General features: G+C 67.8%; 17 protein-coding genes and 3 tRNA genes. 18 read left to right on the forward strand and 2 right to left on the reverse strand.

The window, feature by feature from the left end:
- Positions 1 to 9: 9 nt before the first annotated feature.
- From nuoN to htpX, 4 genes are all read left to right on the forward strand, one after another.
- A complete protein-coding gene (gene nuoN, locus NQK35_RS10265; protein ID WP_034232120.1) occupies positions 10 to 1,563 on the forward strand; it encodes an NADH-quinone oxidoreductase subunit NuoN in 1,554 nt (517 codons plus the stop codon).
- A complete protein-coding gene (locus NQK35_RS10270) occupies positions 1,560 to 2,573 on the forward strand; it encodes a polyprenyl synthetase family protein (protein ID WP_009212445.1) in 1,014 nt (337 codons plus the stop codon). The genes nuoN and NQK35_RS10270 overlap by 4 nt, the downstream gene beginning before the upstream one ends.
- Before the next feature lie 184 nt (positions 2,574 to 2,757).
- Entirely contained in the window at positions 2,758 to 4,269 is a 1,512-nt protein-coding gene (locus NQK35_RS10275; RefSeq protein WP_257114118.1) for an FAD-dependent oxidoreductase, read from the forward strand.
- Between the two features lie 138 nt (positions 4,270 to 4,407).
- Positions 4,408 to 5,283 (forward strand): zinc metalloprotease HtpX, encoded by an 876-nt coding sequence (gene htpX / locus NQK35_RS10280; RefSeq protein ID WP_009212443.1) that lies wholly within the window; start codon positions 4,408 to 4,410, stop codon positions 5,281 to 5,283.
- Positions 5,284 to 5,327: 44 nt separating this feature from the next.
- Here the strand turns inward: htpX and NQK35_RS10285 are convergent, their stop codons facing one another.
- Entirely contained in the window at positions 5,328 to 5,831 is a 504-nt protein-coding gene (locus NQK35_RS10285; RefSeq protein WP_009212442.1) for a YajQ family cyclic di-GMP-binding protein, read from the reverse strand.
- Positions 5,832 to 5,930: 99 nt separating this feature from the next.
- On the opposite strand from NQK35_RS10285, the gene NQK35_RS10290 reads away from it, so the two are divergent.
- The 5 genes from NQK35_RS10290 (at position 5,931) to NQK35_RS10310 (ending at position 7,629) form a co-directional block, all read left to right on the forward strand.
- Positions 5,931 to 6,012, forward strand: a tRNA-Tyr gene (locus tag NQK35_RS10290).
- 95 nt (positions 6,013 to 6,107) lie between these two features.
- Positions 6,108 to 6,180, forward strand: a tRNA-Thr gene (locus NQK35_RS10295).
- 27 nt (positions 6,181 to 6,207) lie between these two features.
- A tRNA-Met gene (locus NQK35_RS10300) sits at positions 6,208 to 6,284 on the forward strand.
- 52 nt (positions 6,285 to 6,336) lie between these two features.
- Entirely contained in the window at positions 6,337 to 6,507 is a 171-nt protein-coding gene (gene rpmG / locus NQK35_RS10305) for a 50S ribosomal protein L33 (RefSeq protein WP_003792256.1), read from the forward strand.
- Between the two features lie 87 nt (positions 6,508 to 6,594).
- Positions 6,595 to 7,629, forward strand: coding sequence for a sialidase family protein (locus NQK35_RS10310; RefSeq protein WP_009212441.1), 1,035 nt, complete (start codon positions 6,595 to 6,597; stop codon positions 7,627 to 7,629).
- Between the two features lie 15 nt (positions 7,630 to 7,644).
- Here the strand turns inward: NQK35_RS10310 and NQK35_RS10315 are convergent, their stop codons facing one another.
- Positions 7,645 to 8,304 carry a FadR/GntR family transcriptional regulator gene (locus NQK35_RS10315; protein ID WP_257114119.1) on the reverse strand — a complete coding sequence of 220 codons (660 nt, stop codon included), beginning with the start codon at positions 8,302 to 8,304 and terminating at the stop codon, positions 7,645 to 7,647.
- A 172-nt stretch (positions 8,305 to 8,476) separates the two neighbouring features.
- Here NQK35_RS10315 and NQK35_RS10320 point away from each other — a divergent pair, with 172 nt between their 5' ends.
- From NQK35_RS10320 to NQK35_RS10360, 9 genes are all read left to right on the forward strand, one after another.
- Entirely contained in the window at positions 8,477 to 10,045 is a 1,569-nt protein-coding gene (locus NQK35_RS10320) for an ABC transporter substrate-binding protein (protein ID WP_009212439.1), read from the forward strand.
- A 118-nt stretch (positions 10,046 to 10,163) separates the two neighbouring features.
- Entirely contained in the window at positions 10,164 to 11,117 is a 954-nt protein-coding gene (locus tag NQK35_RS10325) for an ABC transporter permease (protein ID WP_009212438.1), read from the forward strand.
- A 3-nt stretch (positions 11,118 to 11,120) separates the two neighbouring features.
- On the forward strand, positions 11,121 to 13,178 hold the full coding sequence (locus tag NQK35_RS10330) for a dipeptide/oligopeptide/nickel ABC transporter permease/ATP-binding protein (protein ID WP_009212437.1): 2,058 nt from the start codon (positions 11,121 to 11,123) through the stop codon (positions 13,176 to 13,178).
- Positions 13,175 to 13,993 (forward strand): ABC transporter ATP-binding protein, encoded by an 819-nt coding sequence (locus NQK35_RS10335; RefSeq protein ID WP_257114120.1) that lies wholly within the window; start codon positions 13,175 to 13,177, stop codon positions 13,991 to 13,993. Before NQK35_RS10330 ends, NQK35_RS10335 begins: the two co-directional genes overlap by 4 nt.
- Before the next feature lie 2 nt (positions 13,994 to 13,995).
- Entirely contained in the window at positions 13,996 to 14,913 is a 918-nt protein-coding gene (locus NQK35_RS10340) for a dihydrodipicolinate synthase family protein (protein ID WP_257114121.1), read from the forward strand.
- A gap of 105 nt (positions 14,914 to 15,018) precedes the next feature.
- Positions 15,019 to 15,939: an ROK family protein gene (locus NQK35_RS10345; RefSeq protein WP_257114123.1), complete on the forward strand. Its 921-nt coding sequence runs from the start codon at positions 15,019 to 15,021 to the stop codon at positions 15,937 to 15,939.
- 9 nt (positions 15,940 to 15,948) lie between these two features.
- Positions 15,949 to 16,623, forward strand: a complete 675-nt coding sequence (locus NQK35_RS10350; protein ID WP_009212433.1) for an N-acetylmannosamine-6-phosphate 2-epimerase — start codon at positions 15,949 to 15,951, stop codon at positions 16,621 to 16,623.
- Between the two features lie 89 nt (positions 16,624 to 16,712).
- Positions 16,713 to 17,954 (forward strand): MFS transporter, encoded by a 1,242-nt coding sequence (locus NQK35_RS10355; RefSeq protein ID WP_257114124.1) that lies wholly within the window; start codon positions 16,713 to 16,715, stop codon positions 17,952 to 17,954.
- A gap of 10 nt (positions 17,955 to 17,964) precedes the next feature.
- Positions 17,965 to 19,053, forward strand: coding sequence for a UDP-N-acetylmuramate dehydrogenase (locus NQK35_RS10360; protein WP_257114125.1), 1,089 nt, complete (start codon positions 17,965 to 17,967; stop codon positions 19,051 to 19,053).
- The last annotated feature ends 330 nt before the right edge of the window (positions 19,054 to 19,383 follow it).

A 19,383-nucleotide genomic window follows, 5' to 3' on the forward strand; every position in this document is an offset into this window, starting at 1 on the left:
GTCCTACCCATGGCTACCTTCGAGGCCCCCCAGGTCCACTGGCTGAGCCTCACACCGATCCTCATCGTCCTCGGCGGAGCGGTCCTGGGCATCCTCGTGGAGGCATTCGCCCCCGCGAAGGCCCGTCGCCCCATCGTCATCGCCCTCGCGGTTGCCGCGACGTGCGGCGCGGGTTCCGTTCTCGTTCTGCGCTGGGCGCCGGTCGTGGCCGCGCCGACCACGCTGGGGGAGTACATCGAGGATCCGCTCACCATCGCGGCGCAGTTCGTGCTGGCGGTCCTCGGGTTTGTCGCCGTGCTGGTGATGGCCGACCGGACGAGCGTCGGGGACGGGGCCTTCGCCGGCCAACCCTCGGACCGCCCCGATTCGGCGGCCGAGGAACTGACCCAGCGCCACTCCTATCAGCGCTCCGAGATCTTCCCGCTGGCGCTGTTCTCCCTGGGCGGCATGATGATCTTCCCGGCGGCGGACAACTTCGTCACCCTCTTCGTCGCCCTCGAGGTCATGTCCCTGCCCCTGTACATCATGGCTGCGACGGCGCGCCGCCGCCGCCAGCTGTCCTTCGAGGCGGCGCTGAAGTACTTCGTGCTCGGCGCGTTCTCCTCCGGCTTCATGCTCATGGGCGCGGCCCTCCTCTTCGGGTTCTCCAACTCCCTGCGCATCTCGGCGCTGGGCAGCGCGATCTCGACGAACACGAACATGGACTGGATGGTCCTCGTCGGCGTGCTGAGCGTCATGGTCGGTCTCCTCTTCAAGGTGGGTGCGGCCCCGTTCCACGCGTGGACCCCGGATGTCTACACCGGGGCCCCGACCCCCGTGACCGGCTTCATGGCTGCCGCCGTGAAGGTCGCCGCTTTCGCCGCGATGGCTCGCTTCTACCAGGCCGTGGCTGCCTACCTGCAGTGGGACTTCCTGTACGTCTTTGCCGCCGTCGCGGTCCTGACGATCCTCGTGGGGACCTTCGCGGGTCTCGTCCAGGACGACGTCAAGCGCATGCTGGCCTACTCCTCGATCGCCCACGCCGGCTTCATCCTGATGGGCATTCTCGCGATCCAGAAGGGCGGCACGGGCCATGTGCTCTTCTACACGCTCGGATACGGCCTGGCGACCGTCGGTGCTTTCGCCGTGGTGACGCTGGTGCGCTCCTGCGATGCGGAGGGCAACGCCTTGGGCGAGGCGACAAGCCTGCGCAAGTGGGCGGGCATCGGCCGCACCAACCCGTGGATAGCGGCGTCGATGCTGGTGTTCCTGCTCTCGTTCGCGGGCATCCCGCTGACGGCCGGCTTCGTCGGCAAGTTTGTGATCTTCTCGGATGCCATCGCTGGCGGAGTCGGTTGGCTGGCGATCGTGGGCCTCGCGGCTTCGGCGATCACGGCGTTCTACTACTTCCGTCTGGTGCGCCTGATGTTCTTCACCGCGCCCGGTGAGGAGACGGTCGTGGTCAAGTCCGAGGGCATGAGCGCCGTCGCGATCGTCGTGTGCGTTCTTGGTACGATCGCCCTGGGGGTCTTCCCCGGTCCCGTGTTGAGCCTCCTCGAAAAGATCGTCATACTGATTCCGTGAACGTCCAAACACCCGATCTTCATGTTCCCGACCTCGAGTCTCGGATTACGCCAGGGCTCGAGGTCGTCGAGCGTCGTCTCCTGGAGGCCGTCTCCTCGTCGCGCGACCTGACGGACGAGCTGACGTCACACCTGGCGGTCGCGGGTGGCAAGCGGATGCGTCCGCTCCTGACCCTCGTGTGCGCGCAGCTGGGGGAGAGCGATCGCCGCCTGGACGACGCGGTGCTGACGGCGGCGACCGCCGTCGAGCTCACCCACCTGGCGTCCCTCTACCACGACGACGTCATGGATTCCGCGCCGACGCGGCGCGGGGTTCCCTCGGCTCAGCACCTGTGGGGCAACAACCGAGCGATCCTCGCGGGTGACATTCTTTTCGCGCGCGCCTCCCTGCTGGTTGCCTCCCTGGGTCCCGAGATCGTTGCCCACCACGCGCGCACCTTCGAGCGCCTGTGCCAGGGGCAGCTGAACGAGACCTTCGGTCCGACACATGGGGCCGATCGCGTCGACTTCTACCTGCAGGTCCTGGCCGACAAGACGGGTTCCCTCGTGTCGACGGCGGCGTCCTTCGGGGCGCTCCTGTCGGGCGCGGGGCGCCTGGTCGCCGATGTCGTGGCCGACTTCGGTGAGAAGGTGGGTGTCGCCTTCCAGATCGCCGACGACGTCTTGGATCTGGCGTCGTCGGGGGAGCAGTCCGGCAAGACGCCCGGGACGGACCTGCGCGAGGGTGTGGATACTCTGCCCGTCCTGCTCCTGCGTCGCCGCCAGGAGGCGGGAACGATCGACGAGGCGGGGGCTCGCATCCTGCGTGACCTGGCGGGGGACCTATCCTCGGACGAGGCGCTGGCCGGCGTCGTCGAGCAGCTGCGCACGCACGACGTGCTGGAGGAGACCCGCGAGCTGGCCCGCCGGTGGGCGAGCGATGCCGTGGACACCCTGGAGGCGCTTCCCAAGGGCGAGGCCAAGACGGCGCTCGTCGCCTTCGCCAACCTGATGGTGGACCGCCTGGCGTAGGCGCGCGTCGCGAGGCCGGGGCCAGGATGCGCACCGTGGAGCGCCCCCGCCCCGGCCTCGTCGCAACCCCGGTTGCACCTTGAGGTGTGTGAGGGGTCTCAGGTAAGGTGGCCCTCGGTGTTGGGGCGCTAAACTTGGTGCCCAGGTGCGCGCACTCGCGCGCGGTCACAGAAGGAGAACTTGGTTGGCACCGCTCAACGTCGCCGTCATCGGCGCTGGTCCCGCCGGCATCTACGCCTCCGACATCCTGTCGAAGTCGGGGCTCGAGGTCAACATCGATCTCTTCGAGCGGCTTCCGGCCCCCTATGGGCTGGTGCGCTACGGCGTCGCGCCGGATCACCCGCGCATTAAGCAGATCATCGTCGCGCTCTACAAGATCTTGCAACGCGGTGACATTCGGCTGCTCGGCAACGTTGAGGTGGGCCGAGACGTGAGCCTTGACGACCTGCGCGACCACTACGACGCGATTGTGATCGCGACCGGTGCCGATCGCGATCATCCCCTGGATATTCCGGGCGTGGATCTGCCGGAGTCCTACGGTGCGGCGGACTTCGTGTCCTGGTACGACGGAAACCCGGACTATCCGCGCACGTGGCCGCTTCAGGCCCGGCAGGTGGCCGTCATCGGCGTGGGCAACGTGGCGCTGGACGTGTCGCGCGTGCTCGCCAAGCACGCCGAGGACATGCTCAAGACGGAGGTCCCCGCCAACGTCGCCCGCGCCCTGGCGGAGAACCCGATCACGGATGTTCACGTCTTTGGTCGGCGCGGCCCGGCGCAGGTGAAGTTCACGCCGCTGGAGCTGCGCGAGCTGGGCAAAGTGCCCGACGTGGACGTCATCGTGTCGGAGGAGGACTTCGACTTCGACGAGGGGTCCGAGGAGGCCCTGCGCGCCTCGAATCAGCAGCGTCAGGTCGTCAAGACCCTGACGAACTATGCGATGGCCGACGAGGAGGAGCACACCGCGTCGCGGCGCATCCACATTCACCTGTTCCAGTCGCCGGTCGAGATCGTCGCCGACGAGCGCGGGCACGTCAAGGCGCTGCGCACCGAGCGAACGGCCCTCAACGGCGACGGCAGCGTCTCGGGTACGGGCGTCATCACGACGTGGCCGGTGCAGGCCGTGTATCGCGCGGTTGGCTACTACTCCTCCCCGATCCCCGGACTTCCTTTCGATAGGCGAGCGGGCGTGGTGCCCAACGTCGAGGGGCGTGTCATCGAGGGAGAGACGACGAAGGACGAGTCCGCGGACGTTGTTCCCGGCGTGTACGCCACCGGATGGATCAAGCGCGGTCCCGTCGGGCTGATCGGCTCGACCAAATCGGATGCGCAGCAGACGATCACGCACCTGGTGGAGGATGCGACGGCTGGTCGCCTGCACGCCAAGACCACGGCGGTCGGTCACGAGGCCATGGTCGCCCTGCTGGAGGAGCGCGGCGTGGAGTACACGACCTGGGAGGGGTGGGAGCTTCTGGACGCCTACGAGCAGGCGCTGGGGGAGAGCTTCGGCGAGCTTCCCGGCGGTCGCGGCAGGCGGGAGCGCATCAAGGTGGTCTCGCGCCGTGTCATGACCGACATTTCGCGTGGTGTTCCGGTAGACCCGGCCACCGCGGACCACATCGGGCAGATGGGTGAGATGGGAGTCCCCACGGCTCCCGAGCGCTTCGACGACTACACGGGACCCGGGCGCCGTATCTAGGGCGCGCACGCTGCCGGAGGGGGCGGGCGGAAATTGGCCGCCCCCTCGTGGCCGCCCGACAGTGCGTCGCCGCGCACTCACACCCGACCTTCTGCTCTCTCCCAGGAGGCTTCCAGGTGATCCCCGTAGGATCCTCCCATGGTGCATAGGAACTACCACAACGGTCTGAAGACGACGCTCCTGCTCGGAGGCATGTGGGCGCTTCTCTTGCTGATCGGCTCGCTGGTCGCAACGAGCACGGGTCGTGTCGTGTGGATCCTTGTCTTTGCGGGTCTCGGGCTGGCGCAGACCGCCTATGTGTTCTGGAACTCGGCGACCCTCGCGCTGCGGTCGATGGGCGCCTATCAGGTCAGCGAGGAGGAGCAGCCGGAACTGTATCGGATTGTTCGGGAGCTGGCGCAGCGGGCCGATCAGCCGATGCCGACCATATGGGTCGCGCCCTCGCTGACGCCCAATGCCTTCGCCACGGGCCGCGACCCCAGCAACGCCGCCGTGTGCTGCACCGAGGGGATCCTCGCGATCCTGGGCGAGAGGGAGTTGCGCGGCGTCCTTGGGCACGAGCTGATGCACGTCTACAACCGGGACATTCTCACCACGTCGGTCGCGGCGGCGATGGGTGGCCTCATCACGGCTATCGCCCAGGTGATGCTTTTCGTCGGCGGCGGTTCCCGTCGCGAGGGAGGGGCCCTGGGTTTTCTCGGAATGATCGCGATGAGCCTGCTGGCCCCGATCGCGTCGACCCTCATCCAGCTGTCCCTGTCGCGCACCCGAGAGTTCGACGCGGACGAGGACGGCGCGATGCTGACTCAGGATCCCCTCGCGCTCGCCTCGGCCCTGCGCAAGCTCGAGATGGCGACGGATCGGCACCCGATGGAAGACACGCCGCGCACGCGCAACGTCGCCGCGATGATGATTGCCAACCCCTTCCGCGGCGCCTCCGTTGCGCGGGTCCTCTCGACGCACCCGCCGATCGAGGAACGCATCGCGCGGCTCGAGAAGATCGCCGGCTACTAGGGGCGGTGCCCCCGCACGGTTCTCCCGGTCTGGGCGCCTCGTCTCTAGCGGTAGTTGACGAATTGAAGGGCGACGTCCAGCTCCTCGCCCTTGGGGCCCTTAAGGAGCGCGATGACGGCCTGGAGGTCGTCGCGCGACTTGGAGGACACGCGCAGTTCGTCGCCCTGGATCTGGGCCTTGACTCCCTTGGGTCCCTCCTCGCGGATGAGCTTGGAGATCTTCTTGGCGCTCTCCTGCGGGATGCCCTCCTTGAGGGGGCAGGCGAGCTTGTAGAGCTTTCCGGATGCCTTGGGTTCGCGGTCCTTGTAGTCGAGGACCTTCAGGGAGAGGCCGCGTCGGATCAGCTTGGACTGCAGCACGTCGAGGATCGCGAGAACGCGCGAGGCCGAGTTCGCCTCCATGGTGATCGTGTCCCCGCTGAGGGTGATCGCCGCGTCGACGCCTCGAAAGTCGTAGCGGTTGGCGATCTCCTTGGCGGTCTGGTTGACGGCGTTGTCGACCTCTTGGCGGTCGAGCTTGGAGACGACGTCGAAGGAGGAGTCGGCCATGAGAGTCACCTTTCGTTGATATTTCGCCAGTCGGCCTTCCGATTGGCGTTGGAAGCTATTTTAGTGCTATTCTTTCACGGCACCGCGAGAGCGGCGCGCGGCAGGTTACCAAAGCGGCCAAATGGATCTGACTGTAAATCAGACGCTTCGTGCTTCGGGGGTTCGAATCCCTCACCTGCCACAGACTCGCTGGTTCCAGTGAGTGACGCCTGTGATGTCATTCTCAGGCTCCGGGATTGCCTCGGCACGCGGAGATGGGATAGGCTTTCCGGCGTTGCCCCGATAGCTCAGTAGGCAGAGCGTCTCCATGGTAAGGAGAAGGTCAAGGGTTCGATTCCCTTTCGGGGCTCCGGTTGCGGACTCGTCCGCTTCCGGCGGCGGGGTAGCTCAGCTGGTCAGAGCGCACGACTCATAATCGTGAGGTCGCGGGTTCGAGCCCCGCCCCCGCTACCAACTCTTTATCCGACAGGTCGCATAGCGACGAAACTAAGCGAGGGAAACAACCGTGGCAAGCAAGTCCCAGGACGTTCGCCCCAAGATCACTCTGGCCTGCTCGGAGTGCAAGGAGCGCAACTACATCACCAAGAAGAACCGTCGTAACACGCCGGATCGTCTCGAGCTGGCGAAGTACTGCCCGCGCTGCCACAAGTCGACGGCGCACCGCGAGACCCGCTGACCGCTTCTCGTCTCAAGACCCCGAGGAACTGTTGTTCCCCGGGGTTCTTTGTCTGTGCGCCGTCCCGCCCTGTCCTATCATGGTCGAATGATCGCACGTGTTGAAGCCCGCAGGATCGTCGCTCCCCTCGGCGAGGGCGAGGCGCGCATCCCCGCTCTGGCTCGCCTGGGGGACGCAAGGACGGTGCTGTTCTACGACGAGCGGCCCGCTCCCGCCAGCGGAGAGGGTTCCGACTTCAACGGGCTGACCATGGCCTCGGACCTGCCCAACCCGAACCGGATCAGGTGGATGGAGCGCCGCGGGAGCGGGCTGTGGTCTGAGGCGCGCCCGCTGCCGCAGGGGGCGCCCCCGGTGTCCTCGGACGCGTGCGTGGGCGTGGACGGTGACGGGCTCGTACACCTCGCCTTCGCCTCGTCGGAGGGTGCCGTGGGCTACATGGACTCGCGCCGCCGCGGTGAGCGCCTGCGCGCCTGGTGGGCGTGGGGGAGGGGGCCGGAGGAGCTGGCCTACGCTGACGTGACCAATGCGCTCTACGAGGCGACGGGCGCGGACGCCCTCTTTGCGACGTCGGGGGCAACCGCGACGGTTGACGGGGCGGTCGCCCTACCCTATGTCGTGCGCGTCGGAAGCGAGACGCACGTGCGCGTCGTTGGCGCGCGCGGCGGCCGGTTGGAGTGGGTGTCGGATCCGCTCGCGGGTGGGGACGGTGTCCTCCTGGATGAGACGACCGTGAGCGTGTGGGACGGGCGTCTCGTTGCCTGCTGCCGGATTCAGGGCTTCGAGGGGCGCGGCTCGGGAGCGCGCTACCTCGCGTGGGGCGACGGGCAGAGCTGGGAGGGTGGGCGCCTGTGGGAGCTCGAGGACCCGGGGTGCAACGCGCGCCTCGTCCGTGACCTCCTCGTGCATCCGCATTCGCGTCGCGCCCGCCGCGCCGGCGCCCTCGTGCGGCTCGCGCCCCCGTGGGAGGAGGGCATGAGCGCCGAGGTGCTCGCCTCCTTCGGCGAGGGCGGCTTCGGCTATAGCGACATGGCCCTGGCCGGGCGCGAGCTGCTCGTGGTCTTCGAGCGCGACCGGGGCCTGTGGGAGGCGACGCTGCCGACCTCCGGCGTGCTCGGTGAGTGAGCTCGGCGGGAGGGGTCAGCGGCCCTCGATGATTGCCAAGAGTGGGGCGTAGTGCGCGTTGACCGCCTCGACGTAGGCGCCGATCTCGCCGGCCTCGCAGGCGCGCAGGATCGCGGCGTGTGCGTCGGCGGCGTCCTCCATCTCCTGGCGCGACGCGGCCGCCAGCTGCGGGGTGACGTTTTGATGCACCAGCCACATGGCGGCGACCAGCTGATGCATGAGGTCGTTGTTCAGGTAGGCCAGCAGGCCCGAGTGGAAGGCGATGTCCTGATCCAGGTAGGTGGCGCCCTCGCGCGCCTGCGAGGTCATGACGTCCACGAGCTCCCACAGGTGCGGGTTCGTGGTTCCTTTCATGGCGCGCGTGAGGGGCAGCGCGATCCCCAGGTCGAGGGCGTGGCGCGTTTCGACGATGGAGTGCAGGGATTGGATGCCGTTGGCCGCGTCGAGGGAGGCGCGCAGGATGAGGGTTTCGACCAGCGGCTGCATCGACATGTTGCCCACGTAGGATCCGGATCCCTGGCGGACCGTCACGATGTCGAGCGCCTCGAGTCGGCGTAGAGCCTCGCGCACTGAGGAACGTGACACACCCAGGTCGGTGCACAGGGCGGACTCGGTCGGGAGACGGTCTCCGGAGTGTAGCCCGTGGCGCAGCATGTAGGACTTGATTGCGTCCATCGTTACCGAGGATCGCGTATCAATTGGTGTTGGTTCGATCTTATTGCGATCGGACGTTGCGGAATATTGAGCTGTTATCGCTTGCACAGATTTGTCTGACAACATATGATCAGTATAGCGAGCGGAACAAAAGAACCGCACGTCCCAATTCTCGAAGATGAGGAGCGAGAACATGCGAATGAGCAAACACTTCGCAACCGGCGCCGCGCTGACCGCGGCCGCCGCCATGGTCCTGACCGCGTGCGGCGGCGGGTCCTCCACCTCGAACGGTTCCGGCGGTGCCGATGCCTCCGGCGGTCCCAAGGGGACCGTCACGGCCGGCGTCGCCTACGAGACCACCGACTACGGGCCGATCACCACCTCGGCGCTCGGCATGGGAGCGAACTGGCAGGTCCTCGAGGGCCTGTACCGCTTCAACATGGCCGACTACTCCGTCAGCCCCGCGCTGGCCGCCGGCGACCCCGTGAAGGTCTCCGACACCGAGTACGAGGTGAGCCTGCGCGAGGGCGCGAAGTTCTCCGACGGCACCCCCGTGACCGCCGCCGACGTCGTCAGCTCCTACGAGCGCGCCACCTCCGAAAAGTCCATCTACCGCCAGTTCTTCACCTTCGTCGACTCCGTGAGCGCGAAGGACGACACGACGGTCACCATCACCCTCAAGCACCCCTTCGCCAACCTCAAGGAGCGCTTCGTCAACGTCCGCGTTGTCCCCTCCTCCATGGACGAGGACTCCCTGAAGGCCAAGCCGGTCGGCTCGGGCCCCTACAAGTACGAGACGATCACGGCCACCGAGATCACCGCCGTCCCCAACGAGAACTACACCGGTAACGAGCCGGCCAAGGTCGCCACCCTGAAGTGGCAGGCCCTCAAGGACGACTCGGCCCGCCTCGCCGCAGCGATCGGCGGAACGATCGACGTCATGGAGGCCGTGCCCGCCTCGACTCAGGACCAGCTCAAGAACGTCGGCTGGAACGTCGAGTCCAAGCCCGGCTACGGCAACCCCTTCATGATGTTCAACACGCGCAAGGCCCCCTTCGACAAGCCCGAGGTGCGCCGCGCGTTCCTGAAGGCCATCGACAAGCAGAAGCTGATCAGCTCCGCGCTCGACGGCCAGGCCGTCGAGGCCACCTCCTTCCTGCCCGAGGCCAACCCCGCCTACAAGAAGCCCGCAACCGACCTGTCCTACGACAAGGCGGCCGCGACCAAGCTCCTGAGCGACGCCGGCGTCTCCGGCCTGGAGATCAACCTCGTGACGACGGACCACCCGTGGGTCCTCAACCTGGTTCCCCAGATCAAGTCCGACCTCGAGGCGCTCGGCGTGAAGGTCAACCACACGCAGATGGCTTCCTCCGACCTGTACTCCAACGTCGCCGACGTGGACAGCCCCACCTACGACGTCATCCTCGCCCCCGGTGATCCCTCGGTCTTCGGCGTGGATCCGGGCATCATCATCTCCTGGTGGAACGGCGACAACGTGTGGACCAAGAAGCGCGACGGCTGGCAGGAGTCCGATCCCGAGTCCTTCGCCAAGCTGCAGTCCATCATGGACGAGGCCGTCCAGCTCGAGGGCGACGCCGCCAAGGCCAAGTGGGGCGAGGCACAGGACCTTCTCGCCGAGAAGACCGTCCTGTACCCCCTCGTCTTCCGCAACATGATCACCGGATCCAACCCGAAGAAGGTGGATGGTTTCCAGGCGATCTCCTCCACCGGCCTGCAGCTGCTCGGTGTGAGCGCAAAGTAAGGCCCGCAGGGCCCGGATCGAAAGGAGGGGTGGAGCGCCCACCCGTGAGGCAGACGCCACAGTGGGGCGCCACCCCTCCTTTCCCTTTGCCAAAATCCGCTGAAATGGAGGTCTCGCAGTGAATAACCTTCTGCGTCTCATCGGACGACGACTGGTGGCCCTGCCGATCATGGTGGTCGGCGTGTCCTTCCTCGTCTTCTTCATCATGTCGCTGTCTCCCATCGACCCGGCCTACTCGGCCCTCGGCGAGACCGCGACCCCCGAAGCCCTCGAAGAGTACCGGGCGCAGCACGGACTCAACGACTCCTTCTTCGTTCAATACGGCCGCTACCTGTGGAACATGCTCCACGGCGACCTCGGCACCTACGGTGTCGGAACTTCCAACCACGTCAGCGATCTGGTCGCGCAGGCCCTGCCCGTCACCCTTCAGCTGACCTTCCTGGGCCTGCTCTTCGCGGTCCTGCTCTCCTTCCCCCTCGGCGTCCTCGCCGCCCTGTACCGCGACCGCTGGCCCGACCAGGTCATCCGCGTCATCTCGGTCATCGGCATCGGTACCCCCTCCTTCTGGCTGGCAGCCCTGCTGGTCCTCGGGTTCGTCGGCACCCTGCCCGTTTCGGGCCCGCTGCCCGCACTCACCGAAGACCCCGGCGGATGGTTCCTGCGCATGCTCCTTCCCTCCATCGCTCTGGCGGTGCCCGTCGTCGGTCAGATGACCCGCGTCGTGCGTACGTCGATGGTCGAGGAACTGGACCGCGACTACGTGCGCACCGCCATCGGTGGGGGCATTCCGAAGCGAGTCGTCGTCGCGCGCAACGTCCTGCGTAACGCGCTCATCACCCCCGTCACCGTGCTCGGCCTGCGCATCGGCTACCTGATGGGCGGCGCGGTCGTCATCGAAATCATCTTCTCCATTGATGGAATGGGCAAGGCGGTCCTCCTCAAGGGCATCCAGGAGAACTGGGTGACCCTCGTTCAGGGCGGGGCGCTCGTCGTCGCCATCGCCTTCATCGTCGTCAACATCATCGTCGACATGCTCTACCTGCTCATCAATCCGCGAATTAGGTCGGTGTGAGGCATGAATCAGAAAGAAAAGCTCACTCGGGTCACCGCGAAGGGCGCGCGCTTCTCTCGCATCGCCGCCATGTCGCTGGGCTCCAAGATTGCGATGGTCATCCTGGCGCTCGTCGTCCTCGTCTCGATCCTGGCACCCCTGATCTCCCCATACGCTCCCGATGACATCTCGGACAAGTGGCTCTCTCCCTCCGCCGCCCACCTCTTCGGCACCGACCACGTCGGCCGCGACATCCTTGCCCGCGTCCTGTACGGCGGCCGCTTCTCGCTGCTGATCGGCCTGTGCTCCACCATCGTCGCCCTGTTCTTCGGCGCGATCATCGGCTCTATCGCCGCGGTCGTGCGCAAGAGCCTTTCCGAGGCGATCATGCGAGTCATGGACATCGTCATGGCGGTGCCCGGCATCGCCATGGCGGCCGTCTCCGTGCTGGTCTTCGGCCGCACGCTGTCCAAGTCGGGAAATACGACCGGCCTCGTATTCGTCATCATCTGCTCGATCGCCTTCGTCTACATCCCGCAGCTGTCGCGCGTCGTGCGCGCGAACGTGATGGCGGCGTACGGCGAGGACTACGTGCGCGCGGTCATCGTCTCCGGCGCGCGCGCCCCGTGGATCCTCATCAAGCACGTCATGCGCAACACGGCGGCCCCCGTCCTCGTGTTCGCCACCGTCCTCGTCGCCGACGCGATCATCCTCGAGGCGTCCCTGACCTTCATCGGCTCGGGCCTCCAGGCAACCACGGTCGCCACGTGGGGCAACGTCCTGTCCGAGGCATCCTCGAACCTGTCGATTCTGGGAGGCAAGTGGTGGACGGCCTTCTTCCCGGGCCTGTTCATCATGATCACGGTCCTGTGCCTGAACATCCTCTCCGAGGGCATCACCGACGCCATGGTCGCAGCCCCCTCCTCGGGTGCCGTCGCCCAAGTCGACAAGGACTCCGACCGCGAGGCCGACAAGCTCCTGCTCGACCCGCGCCGCGCCTACGCTGAGCAGGCCGAGTCCCTGCAGGCGCGCCTCGACGACCTCCAGGCCGTCGAAGGCAAGCGGATGGACCGATTCGAAGCCGCCTTCGACGAGGCCCCGCTGCTGGAGGTCAAGGACCTGTGCATCGAGTTTGAGCGCCACGGTGAGGTCAACGTGGTCGATCACGTGTCCTTCAAGGTTCGCCCGGGCGAGACGATGGGCCTCGTCGGAGAATCCGGCTGCGGTAAGTCGATCACCGCGCTGACCATCATGGGCCTCATCGACCCGAAGGCCACGATCACCGGCGAGATCCTCTACCAGGGCGAGGACCTCCTGTCCAAGTCCATCGAGGAACGCCGCGCGATGCTGGGCCACGAGATGGCGATGATCTACCAGGACGCCCTGTCGTCCCTGAACCCCGCGATGCTGATCAAGGCCCAGATGAAGCAGCTGACCAGCAGGGGAGGCACGCGCAGCGCGGAGGAACTCCTGGACCTCGTGGGCCTGGATCCCAAGCGCACCCTGGAGTCCTACCCGCACGAACTCTCGGGCGGCCAGCGTCAGCGCGTTCTCATCGCCATGGCCCTGACCCGCGACCCGAAACTCATCATCGCGGACGAGCCGACCACCGCCCTGGACGTCACCGTCCAGAAGCAGGTCATCGCCCTGCTCAACGAGCTGCGCGAGAAGCTGGGCTTCGCGATGATCTTCGTATCCCACGACCTGGCGCTCGTCGCCGAGGTCGCCCACCACATCACCGTGATGTACGCCGGTCAGGTCATCGAGCAGGCGCCCACCAAGGAGCTGCTCACCCACCCGACGCACGAGTACACGCGCGGCCTGCTGGGCGCCGTGCTCTCCATCGAGTCTGGTTCCGGGCGGCTCCACCAGGTTCCCGGTACGGTGCCCTCGCCGCGTGACTTCCCCAAGGGAGACCGCTTCGCCCCCAGGTCCTCGCATCCCGACTACGGATTGGACATCCGGCCGGTCCTCACACCCGTGGGTCCCGAGCACGTCTACGCGGCCCTGCCGCCCCGCGACCAGGACGGCGAGAGCGCCGAGGCCGCGAAGGAAACGAACGGTCAGGAGGAAACCCGATGAGCGCCGACACCCCGATCATCGAACTCAAGGACGTTGAGGTGACCTTCACCTCGAGGACCGGCTCCCTGTTCAAGCCCAACAAGGTCCACGCCGTGCGCGGCGTCAACATGCGCATCGAGCGCGGGCAGACGCTCGGCATCGTCGGAGAGTCCGGCTGCGGCAAGTCCACGACCGCGAACGTCATGTGCGGCCTGCAGATGCCGACGAAGGGCCAGGTGTTCTTCGCCGGCGAGGAGGTCACGAAGCGAAGCGCGGACGCCCGCAAGCGCATCGGACGAGTGGTCTCCGTGGTCTTCCAGGACCCGGCGACCGCCCTGAACCCGCGCATGCACGTGCAGGATCAGCTGGCCGACCCGCTGCGCGTCCACGGCATCGGCGACGAGGCCTCGCGCGCCAAGCGCGTGCGCGAGCTCATCTCCCTGGTCGGCCTGCCCTCCAGCGCCCTCGATGCGCTGCCCGGCCAGCTCTCGGGCGGCCAGCGCCAGCGCGTGGCGATCGCCCGCGCGCTGTCCATCGGTCCCGACGCGATCATCGCCGACGAACCCACCAGCGCACTCGACGTGTCGGTGCGCGCACAGATCCTGAACCTGCTGACGGACCTGAAGAAGGACCTCGGCCTGGCGATGGTGTTCATCTCGCACGACATCCAGACGGTTCGCTACGTGTCGGATCGCATCGCCGTCATGAATGGCGGAAAGGTCGTGGAGGAAGGCCCTGCCGCGCAGCTGCTCGCCGACCCGAAAGATCCATACACCCGCAAGCTCCTGGGCGCCGCGCCCTCGCTGCTGCATCCCACCCTCGAAGGAGAGAAGTAATTATGTCCTCGAAGATCCGTGGCGTCGTCCCGCCCCTGGCCATTCCGCTCAAGGACGGCGAACTCGACGTCCCCTCGCTCGAGCGCCACATCAACCGCTTGATCGAGGCCGGCCTCGACGGGTTGTTCGTGTCCGGCTCCACCGGCGAGGTCGCCTTCTCGACCACGGCTCGTCGCGCCCAGATCCAGCGCGAAGCCGTGCGCATCGTCGACGGCCGCATCCCGCTCCTCGTCGGCGTGATCGACACCGAGACCGAGCGCGTCATCGAGAACATCAAGGCCGTGGAAGAGATCGGCGGCGCCACCGGCGTCGTCGCGACCGCCCCGTTCTACGCCCTCGGCGGCGAGACCGAGGTCGAGCGCCACTTCCGTCTCCTCAAAGAGAACACCAGCCTCGAGCTGTGGGCGTACGACATCCCCGTGTGCGTGCACACGAAGCTCTCGCCCGACCTGCTCATGCGCCTGGGACGCGACGGCATCATTGACGGCGTCAAGGACTCCTCCGGCGACGACGTCGCGTTCCGCTGGCTGTGCCTGGCGAACGAGGCCGCCGGGCACCCCCTCCAGCTGCTCACCGGACACGAGGTCGTCGTCGACGGCGCCTACATGTCCGGCGCGGACGGAAGCGTGCCCGGCCTGGCCAACGTGGACCCCGAGGGCTACGTGCGCCAGTGGCAGGCCTACGAGCGCCGCGACTGGGAGACCGTGCGCACAGAGCAGGACCGCCTCGCGGACCTCATGCGCATCGTCCAGGTGAAGGGCGTGGCGGGCTTTGGCGCCGGCGTCGGTGCCTTCAAGGCCGCCCTGCACCTGCTCGGCGTCTTCGATTCGCCCGAGATGCCGCGCCCGGTTGCCGCCCTCGAGGGTGACAACGTCGAGCACGTTGCCTCCGTCCTGCGCGGAGTCGGCCTGCTCTCCTGATACGTCGACGAGGCCGGGGATCTCCGTTCCGCACCCCTCGCGCCTTCGGGCGCGCCCCCGGCCTCGTCGGCTTCTTTCTTCCCCTGATTTTTCCGAAGGATCCCCATGACTACGCTCCTTGCCCTCGACATCGGTGGAACCAAGGTCGGGTGGGGCATCGTCGAGGCCGGTGACACCTACGAGGTCACCGAGCGCGGATCGATCCCCACCGACGCGATGCGCGGCGGAGAGGACGTGGCGGCGCGTGTCTGCCAGCTCGCCTCGTCCGTGGCCGCCTCTCACCCCCGCGTCACGGGCGTCGCCGTCGCCAGCGCCGGCGTCGTCGACCCGGCCGCCGGCGCCATCGTCTCCGCGACCGGAACCATGCCCGGGTGGGGAGGCACCCCCCTCGGCGCAATGCTCGCGGAGGCAACCGGCCTGAACGTGCGCGTCCTCAACGATGTGCACGCCCACGGCCTCGGGGAGGCGACGCTGGGAGCCGGACGCCCCTACCGCAGCGTCCTCTCCATCGCTGTCGGCACCGGGATCGGCGGAGCCTTCGTCGAAGACGGCCGCGTCGCCTTCGGGGCGAGGGGCATCGCCGGGCACGTCGGCCACATCCACCACCACTACGCCCCCGACATGACGTGCTCGTGCGGACGCAAGGGCCACATCGAGTCCTTCTGCTCCGGCTCGGGCATCACCGCCTGGTACGGCTCGCTGCGCGGCGCCAGCGACCCCGCGGTCGACGGCGGGCGCGCCCTGCAAGAACTCGCCGACGGCGGCAACGCCCTCGCCGCCTCGTGCTTCGCGCGCTCCGCATACGCCCTCGGCGAGGCGACGGCGTCGCTTGTCAACTGCACGGATCCGGCCGCCGTCATCCTCTCGGGGTCGATGACCCGCTCCGGAGACATCTGGTGGGACGCCCTGCGCGAAGGCTTCGCCGCTAGCGCGATGACGCCCGTCGCCGACACACCCATCCTCGTTGGCTCCCTCGGCGGCGACGCGCCGCTGCTCGGGGCCGTTTCGTTCTTTCTGCACGCATAGGAGTTCACCATGCACCCGCTCATTGCTTCCCTGAAGGGCAAGCTCGTCGTCTCCGTCCAGGCCTACCCGGGCGAGCCGATGCGCCACCCCGAGACGATGGCGCAGATCGCGCGCGCCGCCGAGATCGGCGGCGCCGCGGCCATCCGCTGCCAGGGCCTGTCCGACATCTCCGCCATCAAGGGCCGCGTCGACGTTCCCGTCATCGGCCTGTGGAAGGAAGGCCACGAGGGCGTGTACATCACCCCCTCGCTGCGCCACGCGCGCGCGTGCGTCATGGCCGGGGCCGACATCGTTGCCCTGGATGCGACGGGCCGTCCCCGTCTCGATGGCCTGAGCTTCGCGCAGACCGTTGCCGCCCTGCGCCAGGACGGCACGCTCGTCATGGCCGACTGCGGTTCCTTCGAGGACGCCCAGCGCGCCGTCGACGCGGGCGTGGACATCGTCTCCACGACCCTGGCCGGCTACACGGGCGACCGCGTCAAGACCGACGGCCCCGACCTGGAACTCCTGCGCGAGGTCGTCGCCGCGTTCGGCGACGTTCCCGTGATCTGCGAGGGCCGCGTCCACACGCCCGAGCAGGCCGCCGCCGCCGTCGAGGCCGGCGCCTTCGCCGTCATCGTTGGCACCGCGATCACGCACCCCACGTCGATCACGACCTGGTTTAAGGCGGCCGTGGAGGGCTGACCTGTTGCTCGTTGACTGTGCGGGCGGGGTGACGAACACCCGCCCGCGCACCGTTTTGCGCGCCACGCGGGGAGCGTATATTACCCAGCATGCCTGTCTCAACCGCCCGCGCTCACGCCTCCCTGCGCGCCACCTGCGTCGTCTACGTGTGCCTTGGTTTCGGCACCTCCGCGTGGCTCTCGCGCCTGCCCGACGTGCGCGATAACCTCGGGCTGACCCCGGCGACGATCGGGACGATGCTGCTCATCGCCTCCCTCGGCTCGCTGCTGACGCTGCCAACCTCCGGCCCGATCGTCACCATGATCGGCGCGCGTGCCTCCGGGCGCATCGGCGTGGCGATCTGGGCGATGGGCATTGGCTGCGCGGGTGTGGGCGCGCTCAACGTGTCGATCCCGCTGGCCACCGCCGGCCTCGTCATGATTGCGGCCGGCAACGGCCTGTGGGGCGCGACCATGAACATTGAGGCCGGCCTCGTTCAGGCGGCCGTGCGCCGCACCGTCGTTCCCGTCATCCAGGCGATGTACGCGGTCGGCATGCTCGGCGGTGCCCTGCTCGGGGCGCTTGCCGCCCAGCTGGGTCTGCCTCTGGGTGCCCACCTCTTCGGCCTGGCCGTCCTCGAGCTGATCGCCTGCGGCAGCGCCGTCGGCTTCTACCTGACGAAGGAGGAGGTCGCGGCCCTCGCGCCCGTTCAGGACAGCGGCGAGGGGGAGAATGCCTCGTCCGAGAAGTCGAAGGGCCTGACCCGGATCGCGTGGCGTGAGAAGCAGACCGTCCTCATTGCCCTCATGGTCATGAGCGCGGGTCTCATGGAGGGCGCGGCCAACGATTGGCTCAACCTGTCCATGGTGGACGGCTACGGCTACTCGACGGCGGCGGCCTCGGCGGCCTTCGCGTTCTTCCTCCTCATGATGACGATCGTTCGCTTCGCCTCCCCACGCCTCGAGGCGCGCCTGGGTTCGCCGAGGCTGCTGCGCATCACCTTCAGCGCCGCTGTTGTCGGCCTGCTGCTCGTGGCTTTCGCGCCTCACCACGGCCTCGCGCTCGTGGGCATCGCGCTGTGGGGTATCGGCTCGGCCCTCGGCTTCCCGTTGGGCATTTCCGCGCTGTCCGTCGACCCCGTGATGACACCCGCGCGTGTTTCCGTCCTCTCGACGGTCAACTACGGCGCGGCTCTCATCGGCCCGCCCCTGCTGGGCCTCATCGCCGACCACGTCGGCTACCATCGGGCGCTGGCCTTCGTCGCTGTGCCCGTCCTCCTCGCGATCGTCCTGGCCGGGCAGGTGCCCGACCGGCGCGGAATCAAGCGCACGGACCTGGTGTTTGGTGACTAGGCTTGGGGGTATGATGACCCTTGCTGACCTGACGACCCTGCGCGTGGGCGGGCGCATCTCCCGTCTCGTGACCGCGACCTCCCCCGACGAGCTGGTTGAAGCGGTGCGCGGCGCCGACGAAGCCGGTGCACGCCTTCTCGTGGTGGGGGGCGGGTCGAACCTGCTGGCCTCAGATGACCCCTTCGAGGGCACGGTTCTCACCGTGCGCCGCGCCGGAGAGGTTGCGTCCATCGTGCACGAGGCCTCGGACGGCTCCGTCATCGTTCGCGCGGCCGCGGGCGTGGTCTGGGACGAGTTCGTGTCCTGGACCCTGGCCGAGGGTCTTTCCGGCATTGAGGCGCTGTCCGGCATCCCTGGGACCGTGGGAGCCTCGCCCGTGCAGAACGTGGGAGCCTACGGCCATGAGGTCGCCGAAACCATCGAGAGCGTCGAAGCCTACGACCGGCGGACGGGCATTGTCGTGCGTCTCCTGCCCGGCGACCTCGGCTTCGCATACCGTTCCTCGGCCATCAAGCGCAGCGTCGGCGAGGAGGGCTTGAATGGTCGCCCGTGGGGCCCCACCGGCCGCTGGGTGGTCCTTTCCGTGGACTTCCGCCTCGAGCGCTCGCCCCTGAGCGCCCCCGTCATGTACGCCGAGCTGGCGCGTCGCCTCGGTGTCGAGGCCGGGTCACGCGGCGACGCGTCCCTGGTCCGCTCGACCGTCCTGGAGCTGCGCCGCGGCAAGGGCATGGTCCTGGACCCGGGCGACCACGACACGTGGAGCGCCGGTTCCTTCTTCACGAACCCGATCCTTCCCGAGGCCGTCGCCGCCTCCCTCCCCGAGGACGCGCCCCGTTTTAGCGCGGGGGAGGGCCTGGTCAAGACGAGCGCCGCCTGGCTCATCGACCACGCGGGCTGCGCTCGCGGCTTCCACCTGCCCGAGGCCGGGGACCCGCCGCGCGCGTCCCTGTCCACCAAGCACGTCCTGGCCCTGACGAACAGGGGCGGCGCGAGCGCCGCCGACATCGAGGCCCTGGCCCGCGCCGTGCGCGAGCGGGTAAGTGACGCGTTCGGCGTGACCCTCGTTCCCGAGCCGGTCGCGGTCGGCATCACCTGGTAGCTCCTCGGCGCACCCGCCTGTCGGTGCATGGGCCTACTTGCGCGGTGTTCCGGAGCGTGGGTCTACTTGCGCGGTGTTCCGGAGCGTGGGTGTGTCCGCCGGAGCTCTCTGCGAGCCGACAGAGGCTCCCCGCACGCACGTTAACCCACGAGGTGGCGGTGTGGGCCCACTTACTGCGCACGTTAACCCACTAGGTGGCACGTGGGCGCGGGTGCCCAGGCTCCACGAGGTGGGTTAAACTGCGCAGAGGTGGGTTAACGTGCCAGTCGCCGGGCAGTCACCGAGGGCTTGCGGATATAAACGAGCCGACCGTACGTTCGCGACAACCCG

It is taken from the genome of Schaalia odontolytica (assembly GCF_024584435.1).
In the GTDB taxonomy this organism is placed as follows: Bacteria; Actinomycetota; Actinomycetes; order Actinomycetales; family Actinomycetaceae; genus Pauljensenia.